The organism is Gordonia pseudamarae (assembly GCF_025273675.1).
Lineage (GTDB): Bacteria > Actinomycetota > Actinomycetes > Mycobacteriales > Mycobacteriaceae > Gordonia > Gordonia pseudamarae.
Window position 1 is genome coordinate 2,888,355 of record NZ_CP045809.1, and the last position, 21,229, is coordinate 2,909,583.

4 protein-coding genes are annotated in these 21,229 nt (G+C 68.2%); 1 reads left to right on the forward strand and 3 read right to left on the reverse strand.

From position 1 onward, the window contains the following. Positions 1-121 precede the first annotated feature (121 nt). Positions 122-1,597: a 30S ribosomal protein S1 gene (gene rpsA / locus GII31_RS12750; protein WP_213243565.1), complete on the reverse strand. Its 1,476-nt coding sequence runs from the start codon at positions 1,595-1,597 to the stop codon at positions 122-124. A gap of 266 nt (positions 1,598-1,863) precedes the next feature. Here rpsA and GII31_RS12755 point away from each other — a divergent pair, with 266 nt between their 5' ends. Beyond that, complete coding sequence (locus tag GII31_RS12755; protein WP_213243567.1) at positions 1,864-2,739, forward strand: class I SAM-dependent methyltransferase; 876 nt, start codon at positions 1,864-1,866, stop codon at positions 2,737-2,739. Between the two features lie 4 nt (positions 2,740-2,743). On the opposite strand, the gene GII31_RS12760 is transcribed toward GII31_RS12755, so the two are convergent. Beyond that, positions 2,744-3,610 carry a glycosyltransferase family 2 protein gene (locus GII31_RS12760; RefSeq protein ID WP_213243569.1) on the reverse strand — a complete coding sequence of 289 codons (867 nt, stop codon included), beginning with the start codon at positions 3,608-3,610 and terminating at the stop codon, positions 2,744-2,746. Then, positions 3,607-20,985: a non-ribosomal peptide synthetase gene (locus GII31_RS12765; protein WP_260839969.1), complete on the reverse strand. Its 17,379-nt coding sequence runs from the start codon at positions 20,983-20,985 to the stop codon at positions 3,607-3,609. The genes GII31_RS12760 and GII31_RS12765 overlap by 4 nt, the downstream gene beginning before the upstream one ends. Positions 20,986-21,229 lie beyond the last annotated feature (244 nt).

Genomic DNA, 21,229 nt, shown 5'->3' on the forward strand with positions numbered 1-21,229 from the left:
ACAATCACCCCGGGCAACGATCACCCGCACAGCGATCACCCCGGCAACGATGGCCCGGGCAACACCAACAGCGCCCCGGCTCGGAGGAGCCGGGGCGCTGTTGGTGTTGTGGCGGAGCCTATCAGGCGTTGCCGGACAGCTTCTCGCGCAGAGCGGCAAGCTGCTCGTCGCTGGCCAGCGACCCACCCGACGATGCGCCGGTCGAGGACGACGACGAACCGCCGCGGCTGCCCTCGGAGGACGACGACGAGTAGTCCGACGGTGCGGCTGCGGCCTCGGCGGCAGCGGCGGCGAACTTCTCCATCTGGGTGGTGTGCATCTTGTGACGACGCTCGGCCTCGGCGTAGCGGGCTTCCCATTCCTTCTGCTGGGTTTCGAAGCCTTCGAGCCATTCGTTGGTCTCGGGATCGAAGCCCTCGGGGAAGATGTAGTTGCCCTGCTCGTCGTAGCTGTCGGCCATGCCGTACTTCGACGGGTCGAACTCTTCGGTGTAGTCCTCGTTGGCCTGCTTGAGGCTCAGCGAGATCCGGCGACGCTCCAGGTCGATGTCGATGACCTTGACCATGGCGTCGTCACCGACGGCGACAACCTGATCCGGCACCTCGACGTGACGCTCGGCCAGCTCGGAGATGTGGACCAGACCCTCGATGCCCTCGTCGACGCGGACGAACGCACCGAACGGCACGAGCTTGGTGACCTTGCCCGGCACGATCTGGCCGATGGCATGGGTACGGGCGAACTGACGCCACGGATCTTCCTGAGTCGCCTTGAGCGACAGCGACACACGCTCGCGGTCGAGATCGACGTCGAGAACCTCGACGGTGACCTCGTCGCCCACGGCGACAACCTCGGACGGGTGATCGATATGCTTCCAGGACAGTTCGGAGACGTGCACCAGGCCGTCGACACCGCCGAGATCGACGAACGCGCCGAAGTTGACGATCGAGGACACGACGCCCTTGCGGACCTGGCCCTTCTGCAGCTGATGCAGGAACTCGCTGCGGACCTCGGACTGGGTCTGCTCGAGCCAGGCGCGCCGCGACAGGACCACGTTGTTGCGGTTCTTGTCGAGCTCGATGATCTTGGCCTCGATCTCCTTGCCGATGTACGGCTGCAGATCGCGGACACGACGCATCTCCACCAGCGAGGCGGGAAGGAAGCCACGCAGACCGATGTCGAGGATCAGGCCGCCCTTGACGACCTCGATGACGGTGCCCTTGACGGCCTCGTCCTTCTCCTTGAGCTCTTCGATGGTGCCCCAGGCCCGCTCGTACTGAGCGCGCTTCTTGGACAGGATCAGGCGGCCTTCTTTGTCCTCCTTGGTGAGGACCAGCGCCTCGACCTCGTCACCGACGTTGACGACCTCGGAGGGATCGACGTCGTGCTTGATCGACAGTTCGCGGGACGGGATGACGCCTTCGGTCTTGTAACCGATGTCGAGCAGAACCTCGTCACGGTCCACCTTGACGATGGTGCCTTCCACGATGTCGCCATCGTTGAAGTACTTGATCGTGGAGTCGATGGCGGCGAGGAAGTCCTCGGCCGAGCCGATATCGTTGACGGCTACTTGCGGCGAGGAAATCGTGGGGGACGACATATGTTGAGTTGCTCCGGACAGGGTTGTAGTAGGTACTGAAATGTCTGATGTTGCTCGCGGCGCCACGCCCCCGACGGTCATGCGACCGGACCGGTGGTGAGAACGCTCCGAACCACGCGCAAAAACGTACGCGCGCGCAATCAAGGCTACTCCAGGCGTATTGTCCTGGGCAAATGCGCCCTCCACCGGCCACGACCAGCGACTATCGCCGATACGCCGCGCCACCGGGCCTCGGCCCGGTACGGACTCCTACACTGATAGTCGCCATGAACCCCGATCAGCCCACCCACCAGCAGCAACACCCGGCAACCGACGCGCAGGCCGACCCGCCGGCCCGTCTGCCGGGCCCCCTCCAGGACATCGACTCGACGGTCAGCGAGCAGGCCTCCCGCCGGTGGTGGGATCAGGACGCCGACGACTACCACGACGAGCACGGCGAGTTTCTGGGCGCCGCCCGGCCCGGAGGCGAGTTCCGCTGGTGCCCGGAGGGCCTCACCGAGGCCGAAGCGGGACTGCTCGGCCCGGTCGAGGGCAGGACGGTCCTGGAGGTGGGCTGCGGCTCCGCGCCGTGCGCGCGCTGGCTCACCGCCCACGGTGCGCACGTGATCGGCCTCGACCTGTCGCGGGAGATGCTGCGGCACGGGCTGCGGGCCATCGCCGGCGACGACTCACCCACTCCCCTGATCCAGGCGACCGCCGAAGCGCTGCCGTTCGCCAACGACTCCTTCGACATCGCGTTCTCCTCGTTCGGCGCGATCCCGTTCGTCGCCGACTCCGCACGGGTGATGGCCGAGGTGGCACGGGTGCTCCGGCCGGGCGGCCGCTGGGTGTTCTCGATCAACCATCCGATGCGGTGGATGTTTCCCGACGACCCCGGCCCGGCGGGGCTGACCGTGTCGATCCCCTATTTCAGCCGGACGCCGTACCGGGAGACCGACGACGACGGGCACGTCACGTATGTGGAACACCACCGCACGATCGGTGACCGGGTCCGGGAAATCGGTGCCGCCGGACTGATCCTGGACGACATCGTCGAACCCGAGTGGCCCGACGGATTCACCGAAACATGGGGACAGTGGAGTCCGTTGCGCGGTAGCTACTTTCCGGGTACCGCAATCTTCTGTTCCCACAAACCGGGGTGAACGGTCAGATGTACACGACGCGGTATTTGACGCTGCCCCACAGCCGCCCGACGAGATTGCCGGTGATCCACACCCATTCGCCGCGGCGCCGGCGCGACCACGCCCACGGCCACACCGGGCATAGCCCGACCACCACGGCCGCATGGGCCGGCAACCACCACCACTGCCGGCCCGGCGCACCGTATTGTTTGGCTACCCGGGCATCTTCGCGTCCGTATTCCACCGTCTGCCGCCACGATTCCCGCATACTGGTGCGAAACCGGTAGGCCACCATCGCGTCCTGGGCATAGCCGAACCGGTAGCCCGATGTCTGTATCCGCCAGCACAACTCGACGTCGCTGCCGGCGGTGGGATAGCTCTCATCCCAGCCGCCGACGGCGTCGAAAACCGCGCGGTGGATACCGAGATTGCAACCGAATGTGATGGGCAGGAATCGGGCGGCGACGAACGGCTCTTCGGGGCCGGGCAGCACTCGCCAGGACGCCACCACCGGGTCGTTGAGGGTGGCCGATTCGACGGGGCCGCCAACCAGATCGGCATCGGCCGCAGCCGCCGTCATCGCCCGCAGCCAGGACGGACACACGGCGTCGTCCTGATCACAGTAGGCGATGAAATCGTATGCTGCGCTGCGCGTTCCCACGTTGCGCGCATGAGATGTCCCGGGCACACCCGATGAGTCGACGCGGCGCAGCCGGAGCCGTCCGCGTAGCGGGTGGGAGTCGATATGACCGCACAGGGCGTCGCTGCCCTCGTTGTCGCTGACGATGACCTCGAAGTCGCCGTCGTAGTCCTGTGCGGCCAGTGCGTCGAGTTGCACGTCGAGATCCGGCAGGCCCCGATAGTAGGCGATCACCACCGACACGCCCCTCACAGCAGCGACCGCAACCGCGCGACCGTGCTGTCCGGTACGTCACCGGCCACCGCCGCCTCCAGGACGGCCAGCAGCCGTCGCGCCGCATCGTCGACGGTCGGCCGGTCGAACAGGGCTACCGGATAGATGATCGTGCCCTCGATACCTGCCGGCAGCTCGTTGTCACTCAGTTCGAGCAGGGTGAATTCAAGGTCGTGCTTCGCCGTGATCTTCGGGATCTCCTCACGAGCCACGCGTACACCTCCCAGATCGAGTTGGAGTAGCGCCGCATCCCCGAGATCGGCATGTTGCAGGATCAGTGTCGATGAGAAGAACGGATTTCCCACCGATCCGCCGGGGATTCGGGTGAGTCCGCAGGCATCGATCAGGTCGAAGATCGAGATGTCGGGGTGTGCGAGGCCGCCGAGCAATTGGTCGCGGACGTCCCGGACCAGATCGGTGAATCGGCGTGCGTCACCGGCGTCCAATCGCATCGGGACGTCTTCGGCGAAGTTGCCGACCACACCGGCGAGAGCCGGATGCGCGCGGTTGCCACTGGAAGTGGCGACGCGGACGTCGGGGTTGCCGCCGAGATCGGCGAGCACGATCGCGAACGCCGCCTGGAGGACGGCGAAAACACCGACCGACCGATCGCGGGCATAACGGTCGATCGCGTTGTGCAGGTCGGTACCGATGGTGAACCGCACCGTCGCGCCGTCGGCGTCCCAGACGTCGGGGCGCGGCCGGTCGGTGGGCAGTGCCGGAGCGGGTGTCGCGCCCGTACCGCCGTCACCGAAGATGCCGGCCCAGTACGCCAACTGGCGCCGGAATTCGTCGGTGCGTGCGGCGGGTGTACCCAGGAGTGCGTTGCGCCACCGCGCGTAGTCGACGTATCTGACCGTGGGTTCGGGCAGCTCGGGTGCCGTCCCGTCCCGGCGGGCCGCGTACGCGGTCAGCACGTCGCGGGCCAGCGGCGCCATCGACTGCCCGTCGAAGCTCAGGTGATGAATCACCAGAACCAGAATGTGGACGTCGGACCGCAGGCGCAGCAACCGGATTCCGATCGGAACCCCGTTCTCGACGTCGAGCGGCAACGACGCGGCATCGGCCAGCGCATCGGCCGGTCTGTCCTCGGCGATGTCGACCGGGATCAACCCCTGCCGCACGGTGTCGATGATCTCCGCGGTCGGCAGGACGACCAGTTGCGGCCCGGTCCCCTCGTCGCGGTACCGGGTGCGCAGCGCCTCGTGCCGGTCGACCAGGTCGAATACGGCGGCTTCGACGGCCGCGATGTCCAGGTCGCCGGTGAATCGGATCGCCATCGGGACGTTCCAGTCGCCGCCCGACCCTGCCCGGACCGATTCCCACAGCCGCCGTTGTGCCGGTGCGAGCGGGGCCGGACTGTCATCAGCTGTCCGGGCCAGTGGCGCAGCGTCCGGGCCGCCGGTGTCGACGAGTGCGGCGACGGCTGCCACCAAGTCGGCGATGTCGGCCGCGTCGAACAGCGCCCGCACCGGTATCGGGCAGGCCAGTTCGGCTTCCAGCCGGGCAGCGGCGCGGGTCGCCGACAGCGAGTTGCCACCGAGAGCGAAGAAGTTGTCGGCCAGGCCGACGCGGTCGGCTCCGGTGACCTCGGCGACCACGCCCACCACCCGGTGTTCCAGCTCGGTCGCCGGGGCCTGGTACGCCCGCCGGACAGGTGCCGGCCGGGGCAGCCGATTCCGGTCCACCTTGCCGGTACTGGTGTACGGAAGTCGTTCGAGCACATGTACTTCTGGTCGAAGGTAGCCTGGCAACCGGTGGGCGACCGCGCGCGCAACCGCATCGGCGAAGCCGGTGGACACATCCGGCGCACCGGATGCGGTGACGAATCCGATCAGCCGATCCGATCCACCGGCGCCGGGCACGGTGGTCACCACCGCGTCGGTGACTCCGGCGCAGCTGCGCAGCGCCGCCTCGATCTCCCCCGGTTCGATCCGGAAACCACGGATTTTGAACTGCCGGTCGGTGCGGCCGAGGTAGACGAGGTTGCCGTCGCTCAGCCGACGCACCAGATCGCCGGTGCGGTACATCCGGGAACCGTCGATCGGGTCGGCCACGAAGGCGGCGGCGGTCCGGGCGGGATCACCGTGGTAACCACGCGCCACCTGCACCCCGCCGAGGTACAACTCACCGGCGACACCGTCGGGTACGAGTTGCAGTCTGCTGTCGAGCACCCTGATCGTCACCGACGGCTGCGGACCGCCGATCGGCACCGGCCCTCCGTCTGCCGCGTCCGGCCCGGTGACCGCATGACCGGTGACGCTCACGGCCGCCTCGGTAGGACCGTACAGATTATGCAGCGTCGCAACCGATCCGGTGTCACGGAATCTGGATACCAGATCACCGGGCAGTTCCTCGCCGATGCACAGGACCGTCCGCAGGGTGTCGGGCAGGGCGCCCGCGTCGAGCACCATCGCCAACCCGGACGGCACCGTCGGCAGCACACTCACCCGGTGCCCGACGAGGTCGGCCAGAACCGCACGCCCGTCCCGTTCGGTGCCCGCATCGGCCACCACGATCCGGGCGCCGGTCCGCAGCGGCCACCAGTACTCCCACACCGACAGGTCGAATCCTGCTGCCGTCTTGAGCAGGACCGTGTCACCCTCTCCCATCGGGTACCGCTGCTGCATCCACCGGAGTTGTTCGGTGACCGCGGCGATACCGACGTTCACGCCTTTGGGTACTCCGGTGGACCCGGAGGTGAACAACACATAGGCGGTGTTGTCGGGTCGGCTGCCTGCCGGGGACGCCGTCGACGGCGGTTGCTCCGACATGGGCGCTGCCAGGTCCAGATACCGGCGGTCGGCGACGTCCACCGGTCCGACGCCCAGGATCAGTGTCGGGTCGGCGGCGTCGAGGATCAGACTCGCGCGCGCCGCCGCTGTCAGGTCCACCGGAACGTAGGCGGCGCCGACGGTCGCGACGGCGTACATCGCGACAATCTGGTGCAGGCCACGGGGTGCGGTGATGGCGACGCGGTCCTCGGGCCCCACGCCGTGACGCGTCAGGGTGTCCGCGAGTGCGGTGACCCGCTCCGCGAGGGCCCGGTAACTCACCACCTGCCCGGCTGCCACCACCGCATCGGCGTCGGGGGTACGTTGTGCCTGCGCGTGGAAGGCGTCGGCGAGTCCCGATTCGAGGTGATCAGGCGCGGGCGCCGAGGTGGTCAGGCGACGGAGTTCATCGGCATCGAGGAGCGGCAGCTCACCGACCGCACGGTCCGGCCGCTCAAGCAGCGCATCGAGTAGCCGGACGTACCGACGGACCAGCCCAGCCGCCGTTATCTCATCGAAAATATCTGTCGCATAGACTAATTGGCCGGCAAGACCGTCGGACTGACCGGCCCCCGCCCAGTTCTCGGCCAGCGTCAGATGCAGATCGAATTCAGCGATCTCCTGGTCGTCGTCGACCACCTCGACGTGCGCGCCCGGTAACGCCATGGTGACCGGGCCGAGGTTCTGGAAGGAGAACGCCACCTGGAAGACCGGATGATGGCCCGCGGTCCGCGGCAGATCCAATGATTCGACGATCCGGTCGAACGGGATGGCCGCGCGGGCGAATCCGTGCAGGGCCGCGGCCCGTGCCTGCGCGAGCGCCTCCTCGCCGGTGGCGCCGCTGTCGATCACGGTGCGCAGGGCCAGCATGTTGACGAACATCCCGACCACCCCGTCGAGGTGTTGTTCACCGCGGCCCGCGATCGGGGTGCCGATCACCACGTCGCGGTTGTCGCCGATCCGGCCGAGCAGGATCGCCAATGCGGTGTGCGCCACCATGAACGGGGTTACACCGCGTTGTGTCGCGAAATCCCTGACGCGTGCGTACAGGTCGGCATCGACGGCGAAATCGATGCGCCGGCCGGCGCCGGTGGGGCGGATCGGCCGAGGTCGGTCGGCGGGCAGGTCTGCCACCGGCGGCGCCCCGGCGAGCCTGTCACGCCAGTCTGCCAGCGCGGTCGCCGATCCCCCGGCCGGATCGTCGAGCAGTGCGCGCTGCCAGATCGCGAAGTCGGCGTACTGGACCGGCGGCGGCGTGCGGTCTGGTTCCCGACCGGCACGCAGTGCCGCGTAGGCGTCGGCGAGTTGGGCCGCCAGGGTCACCACGGACAGTCCGTCGGCACAGATGTGATGCAGCACCAGCACGAACATGACGTCGCCACGGTCACCTTCGGCGAGGTCGCGGTCGGCGAGCAGGGCCGCCCGGACGGGTACCTGAGCGGTGACATCGAAACAGGTGCCGGTGATGGCGCGGACGGCGTCGCCCATCGTTCCCGGATCCACGTGCACGACGTCGAGTTCCACCCCGGCCCGTCCGGTGTCGAGAATCTGCTGATGCGGCCCGTCCGGGGAATCAGGGTAGATCGTGCGCAACGCCTCATGCCGATGCACCAGCGTGGCCAATGCCGCGCGCAACGCGTCCACATCCAGGTCGCCGGATATCCGGAGCACCACCGGGATGTTCTCGGTGAGCGCGCCGGGGTCGAATCTGTTGAGGAACCACATTCGTTGCTGGGCGGGCGACAACGGGATCGGCCCGGACCGTGCGAGCGCGCCGAGAACCGGACCGTCGACCTGAACCGACGCCGCCAGCCGGGCGGCGAGTTCGGCAGGTGTCGGCGCGTCGAAGAGGTCGGGTACGGAAATCTCGCGGCCCGACTCGGATCTGATCCGGGCGACCGCCTGAGCCGCCGACAATGACGTACCGCCGATATCGAAGAAGCTATCGTGCACCCCGATCCGGTCGCGGTCAAGGACGTCGGCGAAGACATGCACGATCACGGACTCGGCTGCGGTGGTCGGTGCCGTGTAGGCGGATTCGGCGAACTCCGGTGCGGGCAACGACCGTCGGTCGACTTTGCCCGACGTGGTGAGCGGGATGGTATCGACCAGGACGATCACCGTCGGCACCGCATACGCGGGCAGCCGGCCGCGGAGATAGGTACGCAATGCGTCCCGGTCGAGTACACCGGCCGCGCCGGAACCGCTGTGCGGCCGGGTGGGTGCCACATAGCCGGCCAACACCAGCGTCCCGTCGGGACCGGGCACACCCGTCACCACCACGCCACCGACACCCGGGTAGCCACGTACGGCTGTCTCGACCTCACCGGTTTCGATGCGGTGACCGCGAATCTTCAGTTGCTGGTCGGCTCTGCCCAGATGCGTGAGTGTGACCTCGCCACGATGATCGATGAGTTGCCGCACCAGGTCGCCCGTGCGGTAGCGACGCGATCCGGGCGGACCGTCTGGATCGGCGACAAAGGTGGCGGCGGTGAGCGCGGGTTGCCGGTGGTAGCCGCGGGCCAGGCCCGGCCCGGAAATGTACAGTTCACCGCCGACCCCCGGTGAGTGGTCCGTCAGCACGTCGTCGAGCACCCGGATTCCGGTGCCGACGATGCCGCGCCCAATAGTCATCGGCTCGGTGTCGTCCGCTGCGAGCGGACCGCACACGGTGGCCATCACCGTCGCCTCGGTAGGTCCGAAGGCGTTGAAGAAGTGCTTGCCCAACGCGATCCATTGCCGGGCGGTCTGCGGTGGGCAGGCGTCGCCACCGACGATGACGGTCCGCAACGCCGGTAGCGGGTCGGTGGTCGGTGCCGACGGCGTGATGGTGCCCAGCACCCCGGGTGTGAGGAAGGCGTGGGTGACCGCCTCACGGCGCAGCAACTCGGTCAGTTCGTCCGAACCGTAGATGTCACCGGGCGCGACGACAGTGGTCGCGCCCGCATCCGCGGCCAGCAGTACCTCCAGGAGCGCGGCATCGAAGCTCGGCGAGGCGAAATGCAGGACGCGGCTGTCCGGACCGACACCGTAGCGACGTTGCTCGGCCACGAACGACGCGATGCCGCGGTGGGTGACCGCCACCGCCTTGGGCGTACCCGTCGACCCCGACGTGTAGATGAGGTACGCCAATTGGTCGATGTGCGCGACACCCGGCACCACGACCGGGTGGGGACGTTCGGAACGTTCCGGGACAGACAACGCCGGATCGTCGGCAAGGATTGCGGTGTCGAGCAACTCACCGGCCGCGCCGGCCAGCCGGGCCTGATCGGCAGCGGTGGTGACGATGATCATGGCACCGGAATCGGCGAGCATGAACGCGATCCGGTCGGCCGGATAGGCGGGGTCGACGGGTACGAACGCGGCGCCTGTGACGGCCACCGCCCGCATCGCCGCGACAGATTCGACCGATCGCGCCATACACAGCGCCACAACGGTTTCCGGACCCGCGCCGCGGCCGGCCAGAATCCGGGCGAGGCGGCACGTGAACGTATCGAGAGTGCGATGATCCCAGGTCACCCATTCACCCGACCGGGTGGCGCCGGCGAGTCGGTATCCGGGCGTACCGAGTACATCGCCGAGCAACCGCGGCCGCGCGGGCGCGGACCCGGAAAGTGATTTCACCGCAGCATGTTCGGCCGGAGTCAGCATATCCAGTTCCCGCAACGGCAGGTCCGCGGCGGCGCAGACCGTCGGCAAGATATGGCCAAGCCGATCGAGCAGAAGAGCGGCGGTCTCGCTGCGGTAGGCCGCCGATCGGTGGACGACACTGATCTCCATGCCACCGTCCGCCGTCTCGGTGACCGTGAACTCAAGATCGAAGCGGGCCACCGGCAGGTCCAGCCGCGTCACCGACTCCACCACCGTTGCGGTGTCCGATCCGGTGGCCGGATGCCGGTCACCGGTCACCGTGAGGGTGGCCCCGATCAGCGGATGTCGCGTGCCGTCCCGCGGTATCGCGAGATGATCGATCACGTCCTCGACGTCGACGTCCGCATGGTCGAGCGCGTCGATGACGGTATCGCGGGACCGCGCCACCAGCGCACCGAAACCGTGCAAGGGGTCGACATCGGAGCGCAACGCGACCATCGTGACGAACATGCCGACGAGGTCGGCGACGTCCCCGTCGGACCGGCCGGCGACGGGGGTACCGATGATGACGTCACGGCCGGCACCCGACCGGCTGAGCGTGACCGCAAGCGCGGCGTGCAGCACGGCAAAGCGGGTGGTGTCGTGACGCGCGGCAAGCCGGTCGGCCGCGGTCAGTGTCTTGTCGTCGATGTGCAGCCGGTGGACGTGGGCCGGACCGCCGGTGCCGTCCGGTTCCGGGGCGCCGCGTCCGGGCGCGTCGGCGAGTACGTCCCGCCAGTAGCGCAGATGGTGCGCCAGCGCCGAATCGGGATCGGTGGGGTCACCGAGGTCCGCGGCCCGGGCGAGCACATGATCGGCGTACTGCACCGGCAGCGGCGTCCATGCCGGTGCCCCGCCGCCGAGTCGCGCCTGGTAGGCACTGGTCAGATCGGTGGCCAGGATGCGGAGCGACCAGCCGTCGGCGGCGACGTGATGGATCGCGAGCACCAGATGCGTGTGTTCGCCCGCCGGCTGCACGATCACCCGCAACGGCAGGTCGGTGGTGAGGTCGAAGCGAGTTCCGAGTGCGGCCCGCACACATTCGTCGGGCGACGGCCGGGTTTGCCCTACCGGCGTCCGCGGGTCAAGGACCCGCAGCACATCGTCGAGTGCGTAGTCGTCCACAGCGAGGATGCGTTGCACCGGGCCGTCGGCGGTCTCGGGATACACGGTCCGCAGGATCTCGTGCCGGGCCAGCACGTCCCCGATCGCCGCGCGCAGTACCACCGATTCGAGGCGGACGGGCAGCCGCAGGGGCGCCACGATCAAAAAGGCGGTCGAGTCCGGGTCGATCCGGTTGTGCAACCACATCTGGGATTGTGCGGGCGACAAAGGAATCCGCTCTGGACGTGGCCTGCGTTCAACAGCGACGGCAACGTCCGCGGCGTCCACTGCGGCGGCGATCGCCGCACTGGTGCGGGCGTCGAAAACCGTCCGGACCGGCATCCGGACACCGAAAGCGGTGTGGATTCCCGCGACCAAGCGGGTGGCGATCAGCGAGTTGCCGCCGATGTCGAAGAAGTCGTCGTCGACATCGACCTCCGCGCCGAGCAGTCCCCGGACGATTCCGAGAACGGCGGCCTCTGTTGCGGAGCGGGCGGAAGTGCCGCCACCGGTGCGCCGGGTGATCGTTGCGGCGGGCGGCGCGGGCAACGCCCGGCGGTCCACTTTGCCACTGACCGTGACGGGGAGCCGCGGCAGCAGTACGACGTGGGTGGGCACCATATGGTCCGGGAGGACACCCGCGACGTGGGTACGGATACCGGCAGCCTGTGCCTGCGCGTCGGGGCCGGGTACCACCACGTAGGCGACAAGCGTGGGCCCGACAGGTGTCTGGTGCACGACGGCCGCCGTGGACGCGACATCCGGGTGGGTCAGCACCGCGGCCTCGATCTCACCCAGTTCGACCCGCTGGCCGCGGATCTTGACCTGAAAGTCACTGCGGCCCACATAGTCCAGCACCGGACCGCCGAGCGGTGACGGTCCACGCCGCCAGCGGACCACATCGCCGGTCCGATAGAGGCGTTCCCCGTCACCCCACGGGGCGGCCACGAACCGGGCGGCGGTCAGGTCCGGTCGGGAGTGATACCCGCGGGCGAGTTGCACACCGCCGAGGTACAGTTCACCGCTCACCCCGGCAGCGACCGGGCGCAATCGGGCGTCGAGTACGTAAACCCGGTTGCCCGCGGTGGGCCGGCCGATCGGCACCGGCCGGGACACGAGGTCATCGGAATACAGCTGGACCGCGGTGACGTCGACGGCAGCCTCCGTCGGGCCGTACAGATTGTGCAGATGCGCCGACGTCCGGTGCAGCAACTCGGCTGCCGAGCGCGCCCCGAGTGCCTCACCGCTGGTGAAGACCAGGCGCAACGTGGTCAGGTCACCGTCGTCGAGATGTGCGGCGAGAAGCGCGTCGAGCATCGCCGGGACAAAGTGGATCACCGTGATCCGGTGAGCCGCGATCAGGTCCGCCAACACCACCGGGTCCCTGTGCGCGTCCGGCGGGGCAAGGACCGTTGACGCTCCGGATGTAAATGGCCAGAACAACTCCCACATCGAGACGTCGAATGTGACGGGGGTCTTCTGCAGGACCGTATCGGGTGTGCCGATCGGGTGGCGGCGCTGCATCCAGTCGAGGCGGTTGACCATCGCCTCGTGGGTGATGCTCACCGCTTTCGGGGTTCCGGTCGACCCGGAGGTGAACAGTATGTAGGCCGGATGCGTCGGCAACAGTGGTGCCCTGCGGTCGATGTCGGCGACCACCGCGTCATCGAACGCGAGATGCCGGTCGCCTGAATCCACCACTCGCCCCGCCCACGGTGCGGGTAGCTTCACCGCGTCTGCGGACGGAACCAGAACCACTTTCGGGTCGACGACGGCAAGCGTCGCCGCCACCCGGGCCGCCGGCTGTGACAGGTCGACCGGCACATAGGCACCGCCCGCCGCGACCACCGCGTGGATCGCCACCAACATGTCGACCGACCGTGGCACAGCCACCACAACAGCATCTTCGGGCGCAACTCCCCGACCGATCAGAGCACGTGCGGTGCGTGCGACCCGCTGCCGGAACTCGGAGGCCGCGATGGTGCCCGCCGCATCGGTGACGGTGGCCGCGGCGGTACGCGACTGCGCCGCCGCCAGCAGATCCGGCACGGTGCGGTGACACGGGTCGGCGACGGGTGCCGGACCCACGGACCACCGCGTCAGGATGTCGGTGATCCGCTCCCGGGACAGGATGTCGACGCTGTGCACCGGTGCCTGCGGCGCGTCGATCAGGGCACCGAGTACGCGTATGAACATGTCGGACAGTCCGGCGATCGTGGCGCCGTCGAACAGGTCGGTGGCGTACGTCCACCGTCCCCGCATCCCGTTCACGACCGTGGGATCGGCGGGCATGTCCACGGTCAGCTGCAGGTCGAAACGGGCCAGCGGGATGTCGGCGGCCAGCGGGGTCGCGGTCAATTCATCCCCCGTCGCCGCGTCCCCCACGGACAGTGTTTCGGGTACCGGATCACCCGCGGCCAGCATCACCTGGAAGACCGGGTGATGTGCACCGCCCGGATCGGATTCGAATTCGCCCGCGATATCGTCGAACGGGATCTCCGAGTTCTCCTGAGCCGCGATATCCACCGCGCAGACATCGGCCAGCGCCGCCTCGACGGTGCCGTCGACGTCCAGCCGGGTGCGCAACACCACCGTTTCGACGAACATCCCGACGACGTCATCGAGCAGGCCGCTCGCCCGCCCCGACACCGGTGTGCCGATCACGATGTCGGACGACCCCGACAGTCGCGACAGCAGAATTGCGAAAGCGGTGTGTATCAGGTGGAACAGGGTGGCGCGCCGTTCCCGCGCGAACGCGTCGGCGACGGTCACCAATGCCTTGTCGACAGTGAACTCGACGGTTGCGCCGTGCCGGGTGGGGTGCGCCGGCCGGGGCCGGTCGAACGGCAGCTCGAGCGGCCCCGGCAACCCGGCAAGGGTACGGCGCCAATGCAGATGCTGTCGTTCGATGCTGTGATGGCGCGGACTTCGGTCGTCACCGAGTAGTGCCGCCTGCCATAGCGCATAGTCGGCGTAGTCGACGGGCAGTGCGGCCGCGGCACCGCCCGCCCCCGCGTATCCGGCGAGCAGATCCGCGATCAGCAGCCGGATCGACCACCCGTCGGCGGCGATGTGGTGGACGACGCCGACCACCACATGCCGGTCGTCCGATACGCGAAGCACACTGATACGCAACGGTATCGCATGCTCCAGATCGAATCCTCGGGCGGCGATACGGGCGATCTGTGCGGGCACGTCCGCAGACGTCACGGTGCGGTGCGTCAGCAGATCCACACCCGCGAGCGCGTCGTCGGTGGTGAGTATCCGCTGATAGGGCACACCGTCGGCCGCGGGGTAGATCGTGCGGAGCACCTCATGCCGATCGAGCAGGCGGCGCACCGCGGCATCGAGCGCCGCGAGGTCGATCGGGCCGTCGACACGCAACGCCATCGGCAGGTTGTACAGGCCGCTGCCCGGTTCCAGTTGGTCGAGCACCCACATCCGGCGCTGGGCCCGCGACAACGGGATCCGCGCCGGCCGGTCCCGCCGGCTCAGGAGTGGACGGTCATCGGCCACCAGGCCGTCGATCCGGGCCGCCAGGTCACCGATCACCGAAACCTCGAAGATCGTCCGGACGGGTACGGACACCCCGAAGGTGTCGGTGATGCGGGCCGAAAGCCGTGCGGCAAGAAGGGAGTTGCCTCCTCTGTCGAAGAAGTCGTCACCTATGCCCAACGGTTCGGCTCCGGCTGCTCCGCCACCGACCAGATCCGACAGCAACGCCACCAGTGCTTGTTCGGTGCCGGTTCGTGGCGCCATATAGGCGTGGTTCCTGCGCGGCGGCTGTGGCAACGCCGACCGATCGACCTTTCCGTGGATACCGCGCGGCAGTTCCTCGAGGGTCACCACCGTGACAGGCACCATATACGACGGGACACGCGCGGCAAGGTCGCGCAGGATCCTCTCACCGTCCCACGCCGTGGTGTCGGTCGGCACAAGGTAGGCCACGAGTTCGTTGTCGTGTGCCGTGACTGCCGCCGCCGACACCGCGGGGTGGGCGGCGAGCGCGGCTTCGATCTCCCCCAGCTCAATCCGCTGGCCGCGAATCTTGACATGAAAATCGTTGCGGCCCAGATACTCCAACGATCCATCTACACGAATACGCGCCAGATCTCCGGTGCGGTACAGTCGGCCGCCGCTCCCGTGTGGATCGGCGATGAACCGTGCAGCGGTCAGGTCGGGGCGCCCCTCATAGGCCACGGCCAACTGCACGCCACGCAGATATAGTTCTCCCGCAACCCCGACGGGGGTCCGATGGAGGCGGTCGTCCAGGATCAGCAGGTCCGAATCATCGACCGGCGCACCGATGGGAACCGTGGCCCAGGTCGCGACCGCACCGGACCCGGAGACCGTTGCCGCCGAACCCCATTCGTGACAGGTGATGCCCACTGCGGCCTCGGTGGGACCGTACAGGTTGAACACCCGCGCCCGCAGCGCATCCCGCGCCCGGCCGGCCGTCGCCGGGGTCAGCGCCTCGCCGATGCACAGCACCCGGTCCAGCCGGTGCGCAGGCGCTCCCATGTCGTCCAGGGCGTCGAGGTGGGCGTCGAGCAGGGACGGCACAAAGTGGGCGGCGGTCGTACCGGTCCGGACCATCAGGTCCGCGATGTACCGTGGGTCCCGGTGACCGTCCGGTGCGGCCACCACCAGTCGGGCGCCACTGAGCAACGGCCAGAACAGTTCCCACACCGACAGGTCGAAGGTGAGGGCGGTCTTGAGAACGAGGGTGTCGCCGGGACCCACCGGAAAGGCGCCGGCCTTCCACGACAGCTGGGCGGCGATCGCACCGTGGGACACCGCCACCCCCTTCGGGATGCCCGTGGATCCCGAGGTGTAGATGACGTATGCCGTGTTCTGCGGACTCGGCGCGGTGAGATGGCCCCCGGCCGGACCCGGGTCCGTCACCTCGGTCACGTCCAGCGTCGGGACCGAACCGTCCGGGAAACCGTCCGGAATCCCGCCCGCCACCAGGAGCAGCGCCGGGCGGGCGGACCGCAACACCAGCGCGTTACGGTCGGCGGGAGCGCCTGGATCCATCGGCACATAGGCGCCGCCCGCACCGACGACGGCAAGCACGGCGTCGATCAATTCGGCCGACCGTTCGATGGCCACCGCCACCCTGACCTCGGGTCCCACCCCCAGGGCAACCAGTTGCCGGGCCAGTAGATCTACCCGCCGGCCAAGGTCGCGATAGGTGATCTCGGAACCGGTCCGGTCGACCCAGATGGCGGGTGCGGAAGCGTTCCGGGTGACCGACTGCGCCAGCAGTGCGGTCAGCGTCGTCGCGCGGCGGCCACTGACCGCGCCGGTGAGGACGCCGGCGGAATTGTCCCCGGCCGTCGCGAGATCCCCGACCGGGGTGTCGACGGCATCGAGTGCGGCTGTCAGCAATTCGGCCCAGAACCGATTCCAGCGTTCGATGGTGGTGTGGTCGAACAGATCCCGGTTGTAGTCCCACTGCACCACCATGCCGCCACCGGTGGCGGACCCCAACACACCGTCCTCGACGAGAGTCAGGTGCAGATCCGATTTCGCGACACCGAGTTCCGGCTCGATGATCTCGGCTTCGATGCCGTCGAGCGAAAAGCTTGCGGGCCCGAGGTTCTGGTAGGAGAAGCCGACCTGGAACAGCGGGTGGTATGCGGCCGAGCGGTGCGGTTTGATCAGATCCACCAGCCGGTCGAACGGGATGTCGGCGTGCTCGAAGGCGGCGAGGTCGGTGTCGCGCACCACGGCCAGGAGTTCGGCGAAACTCTGTCCGCCGCGCACCTCCGTGCGCAGTACGACTGTGCCCGCGAACATTCCGACCAGATCGGCCAGATGCCGATGGCCTCGGCCGGCAACGGGGGTGCCCACGGCGATGTCGCCGGACCCGGTAAGCCGGGATAGCATCACGGCGAGCACCGCGTGCGCGACCATGAACGGAGTGGTGCCCGTCGACACCGCCACGCCACGCAGCCGCTCGGCAACCCGTGCCTCGATGGCCGACCGCAGGTGACCACCGCTGTTGCCGGCATGAGCCGGCCGCGGGCGATCGGTCGGCAGGGCCAGCACATCGGGCAGCCCCTGCAGCTGTCTCCGCCAGTACTCCAATTGCCGGGCGGCAACCGACTCGGGATCGGACTCGTCGCCCATCATCTCGTGATGCCAGCGCGTGTAGTCGCGGTAATTCACCGGCAACGGCGGCCAGTCCGGCGCCCTGCCCCGGGTTCGGGAATGATAGGCCACGGCAAGGTCGCGCGCCAACGGCGCCGTCGATGATCCGTCTGCCGCGATGTGGTTGGCCACACAGACGAAGGTGTGGTCGTCCGCGGCGGTCCGCAGCATGGTGATGGCCAGCGGTACCTGCGCGGAAACGTCGAATCCCCTGGTGGCCAACATGGTTATCCGATGATCCAGGTCACCTGCGGCGACCTGCTCGGGTGTCCGGACACCGGCGTGGATGTGCCCGGCGCTCGCCGCGGGCAGGACCTGCTGGATCGGCCCGTCCGGTCCGTCCGGATAGCTGGTGCGTAACGTATCGTGCCGCTCGACCACATCGGCCACCGCCGCCGACAGCGCCGCAACATCGAGCGGACCGCGCAACCGCACGACCAGCGGGATGTTGAACATCGCGGAATCGACGTCGAACTGGTTGATGATCCACATGCGCTTCTGCTGCGGTGAGACCGGCACCAGGTCGGCGTCGGTCGTGACCGGGCGCAGATCCGGCACCGTACGGGCACCCGAGTCCACGAGCCTGCGGGCCAGCTCGGCGACCGTCGGGGATTCGAAAACCCAGCGCACCGGCACGTCGACGCCCAATTCACCGGCCAGCATCGACACCAGCCGGGTGGCCATCAACGAGTCACCACCGAGTACGAAGAAGTCGTCGTCGCGCCCCACCCGCCCGGCTCCGGTGCAGACGGCGAAGGCCGCGGCCACCGATTCCTCCGCGGTCGATCGCGGCGGCACATACTGCGCCGCCTGCATCGTCGGCACCGGCAGCGCCTCGACATCGAGCTTGCCGGCCGACGTCAACGGCACCGAGTCGAGGTGCACAACTGCCGCGGGCACCATATGCGCCGGCAACGCCGCCCGTAGCCTCTCCCGGATCGACTCCGGCCGCGCCGTCCCGGTGAAATACCCGACAAGGACGCTGCGGGCGCCGGATTCTGATGTGCCACCGATGGTTTTGGGTTCGGTGAACGCATGGTCCACGCCGGCGACGGCGCCCATCACCGCATCGATCTCACCCAGTTCGATACGGAAGCCACGGATCTTGACCTGCCGGTCGGCGCGACCACGGTAGATCAACTCACCATCGGCACCCCATTGCACCAGGTCGCCGGTGCGATAGATGCGCGCACCGGCCGGGCCGAACGGATCGGCGATAAATCGAGTAGCGGTCAGCGCATGTCTGCGGTGATAGCCCATCGCGACACCCGCACCACCGATATACAGTTCACCGGTGGCCCCCACCGGGACCGGCTGCAACCAATGATCAAGCACCACAGCGGTTGTCCCGGTGATCGGTGATCCGATGGTCACCGCGCGCGCAGGCTCCAGCGGGCCCGCCACCGTGACGATCACCGTCGTCTCCGTAGGGCCGTAGCAGTTGAACATCCGGTGGGTGGTCCCCCACCGCGTCACCAATTCGGCAGGGCATGCCTCGCCGCCGACGATCACCGCCTCAAGGTCGGGAAAGCCGGGGGCGGAATCACTGGCGCTCGGCACCGAGGCGAGTGCCGTCGGCGTCATGACAATGTGGGTGATGCGTTCGGTCCGCAACATCCGGGCCAGTTCCGCACCGCCGTATATGTCCGGCGGCACCACCACCAGGGCCGCGCCGGAGGTGAAGGCGAGCAGCAGTTCGAACACCGAGGCGTCAAAGCTCGGAGATGCGAAATGAGTGATACGCGAACCCGGCACCGCGCCGCACCGCCGGGCCTGTTCGGTCGCCAGCGACACCAGGCCGCGGTGGGCGACCACCACGCCCTTCGGCAACCCTGTCGACCCGGATGTGTAGATCACATAGGCCGGATCGTCGGCGTGTAGCGGCCGGAGCCGGTCGGCGTCGGTCACCGGGTCGGACGAGGCGGCCCGATATGCCGCGCGCACGGTGTCGTCGTCCAGATCCAGCCACCGCACGGCTCCGGTGAGTGACGCGGCGGCCAGCCGGGATATGCCGTCCGCACCGGTGATTCCGAACCCGGCCGCACTGTTGTCGAGTAGATAGCCGATGCGGTCGTCGGGCAGGGCCGGATCGATCGGCACAAACACCCCGCCGGCCAGCAGGACCGCCAACGTGCTGGTCACCGAACCGGTGCCGCGTGGCAGCAGGACCGCAACACCCACTCCGGGGCCCACCCCCTGTGCGATGAGCACCCTCGCCAGTCTGCGTACCCGCTGGGCAAGTTCGTCGTAGCGCAAACTGATATCACCGCTGACCAGTGCGGTTGCCGCCGGATGGGCGTCGGCGACCCGACGCAGTATTTCCGGTAGCGGCCGGGCCGTGGTCGCCTCCGGACCGCGGGCGGGCACCGTCCACGTCCGATCCTGTGGTGCGACCACGTCCAGTCCGCGCACCCGGGCGTGCGGTGCGGATCGCACCAGTCGGGCCAGCACGGTGAGGAAACGTCGGTGGTGCGCCTCCTGCTCGGCAATCGAATATGCCGTGGCGTTGACTTCGAGGTCGACGCGCAGTTCGCCGCCGCCGGTGTACGCCAGGAAGGACAGATCATCTATCGGCCCGGTACTGAGGACGTAGCCGCTTCCCACCAACTCACCCAGCCCGATCGCGCTGCGGAACATCATGATGTTGATCGCGGGTCCGAAAAAGCCACGGGTACCGCCGGGTTCGGCCGACGAGCCACGCGACTGCCCGGGTCGCATGTCCTCCACCCGGAACCTCTGGTGGCGCAACGCACCGCTGAGCTCATGGGTGACCCGCGCGACGAACCCGGCCACCGTCGTATGCGCATCGATCGTGGTGCGGATGGGCACCACATTGGACACCATGCCACCGGACCTACGGAGCAGCGCATTGGTCCGCGCGGAGACCGGAAGACTGAGGACCACATCGTCGTGACCGCTCATCCGGGCGATGTACAGGGCTGCCGCTGCAGTCACCACGGCCGCGACAGTCACCTCGTTGTCGGTGCAGAATGCCGTCACATCGCGCTGCAGATCGGGGTCGAGGCAGTCACCCACGGTGCGTGAGCGCGGTCCGGTCGCCGCACCGCCCAACCGGATCGGCGCGGGCAGATCGGCCACCCGCTCAACCCAGTGTTCGCGGTCACGTTCGAATCGCGACGACGACTGATACTTCAGATCATCCTCGTACAGGTCCGTCAACGTGCCCGCACGCGACGGCGCCACGTCTGTCCCCGACGCCAGCGCCGTGTACACCTCGGCGACCCGTTCGGTGAACGCGGCCGCCCCGTACCCGTCGAGCAGGATGTGGTGGACACGGGTGTACCAGAAGTAGCGCCCATCGGCGATCCGCAATGTGGCCGACTTGATGAGCCGGTCGGTGAACATATCCAGCGGGCGCCGGAACTCCGCATCCATCCAGGCCCGGGCCACGGCCTCCGGATCCATGTGTCCGCGAAAGTCCAGATGCGTGGTGTCGGCATGGAGCGAATCGTCGATCAACTGCACCGGGGCGTCCGCCGGGTCGGCGGCGGGCACCAACCGCACCATCGTCGTACCGAACTCCCGGGCGACCCGACGACCGGCCGCGGAGAGCACACTGACATCGAGGTCGCCACTGACGTCAATGTACTGCGCGATCGTGAACGGTGTGCCGGGAGTGAGTTGCTGCGCGAACCAGATACTGCGCTGCGCCGCGGACAGCGGCACCATGCACCGGGCCGCAGACTCCGCGTCCCCCGGTACACGATTGTCGTGTGGTTGTGCACCAAGCTCATTGCGCGTCAACGTAGTCCAGCTTTTCCCAACAGGAGTGGAGGATGTTCGGTTACAGTGGTCGGTCGGCGACCTCTAGGGGCATCGGATGGCCTGTTTTAGCACAGGCTAACCTAAAGCATAGCTGTACATGATACATGCTCCGCGCGGCGCGATCGCGACCCCGTTCGCCTCCCGCACG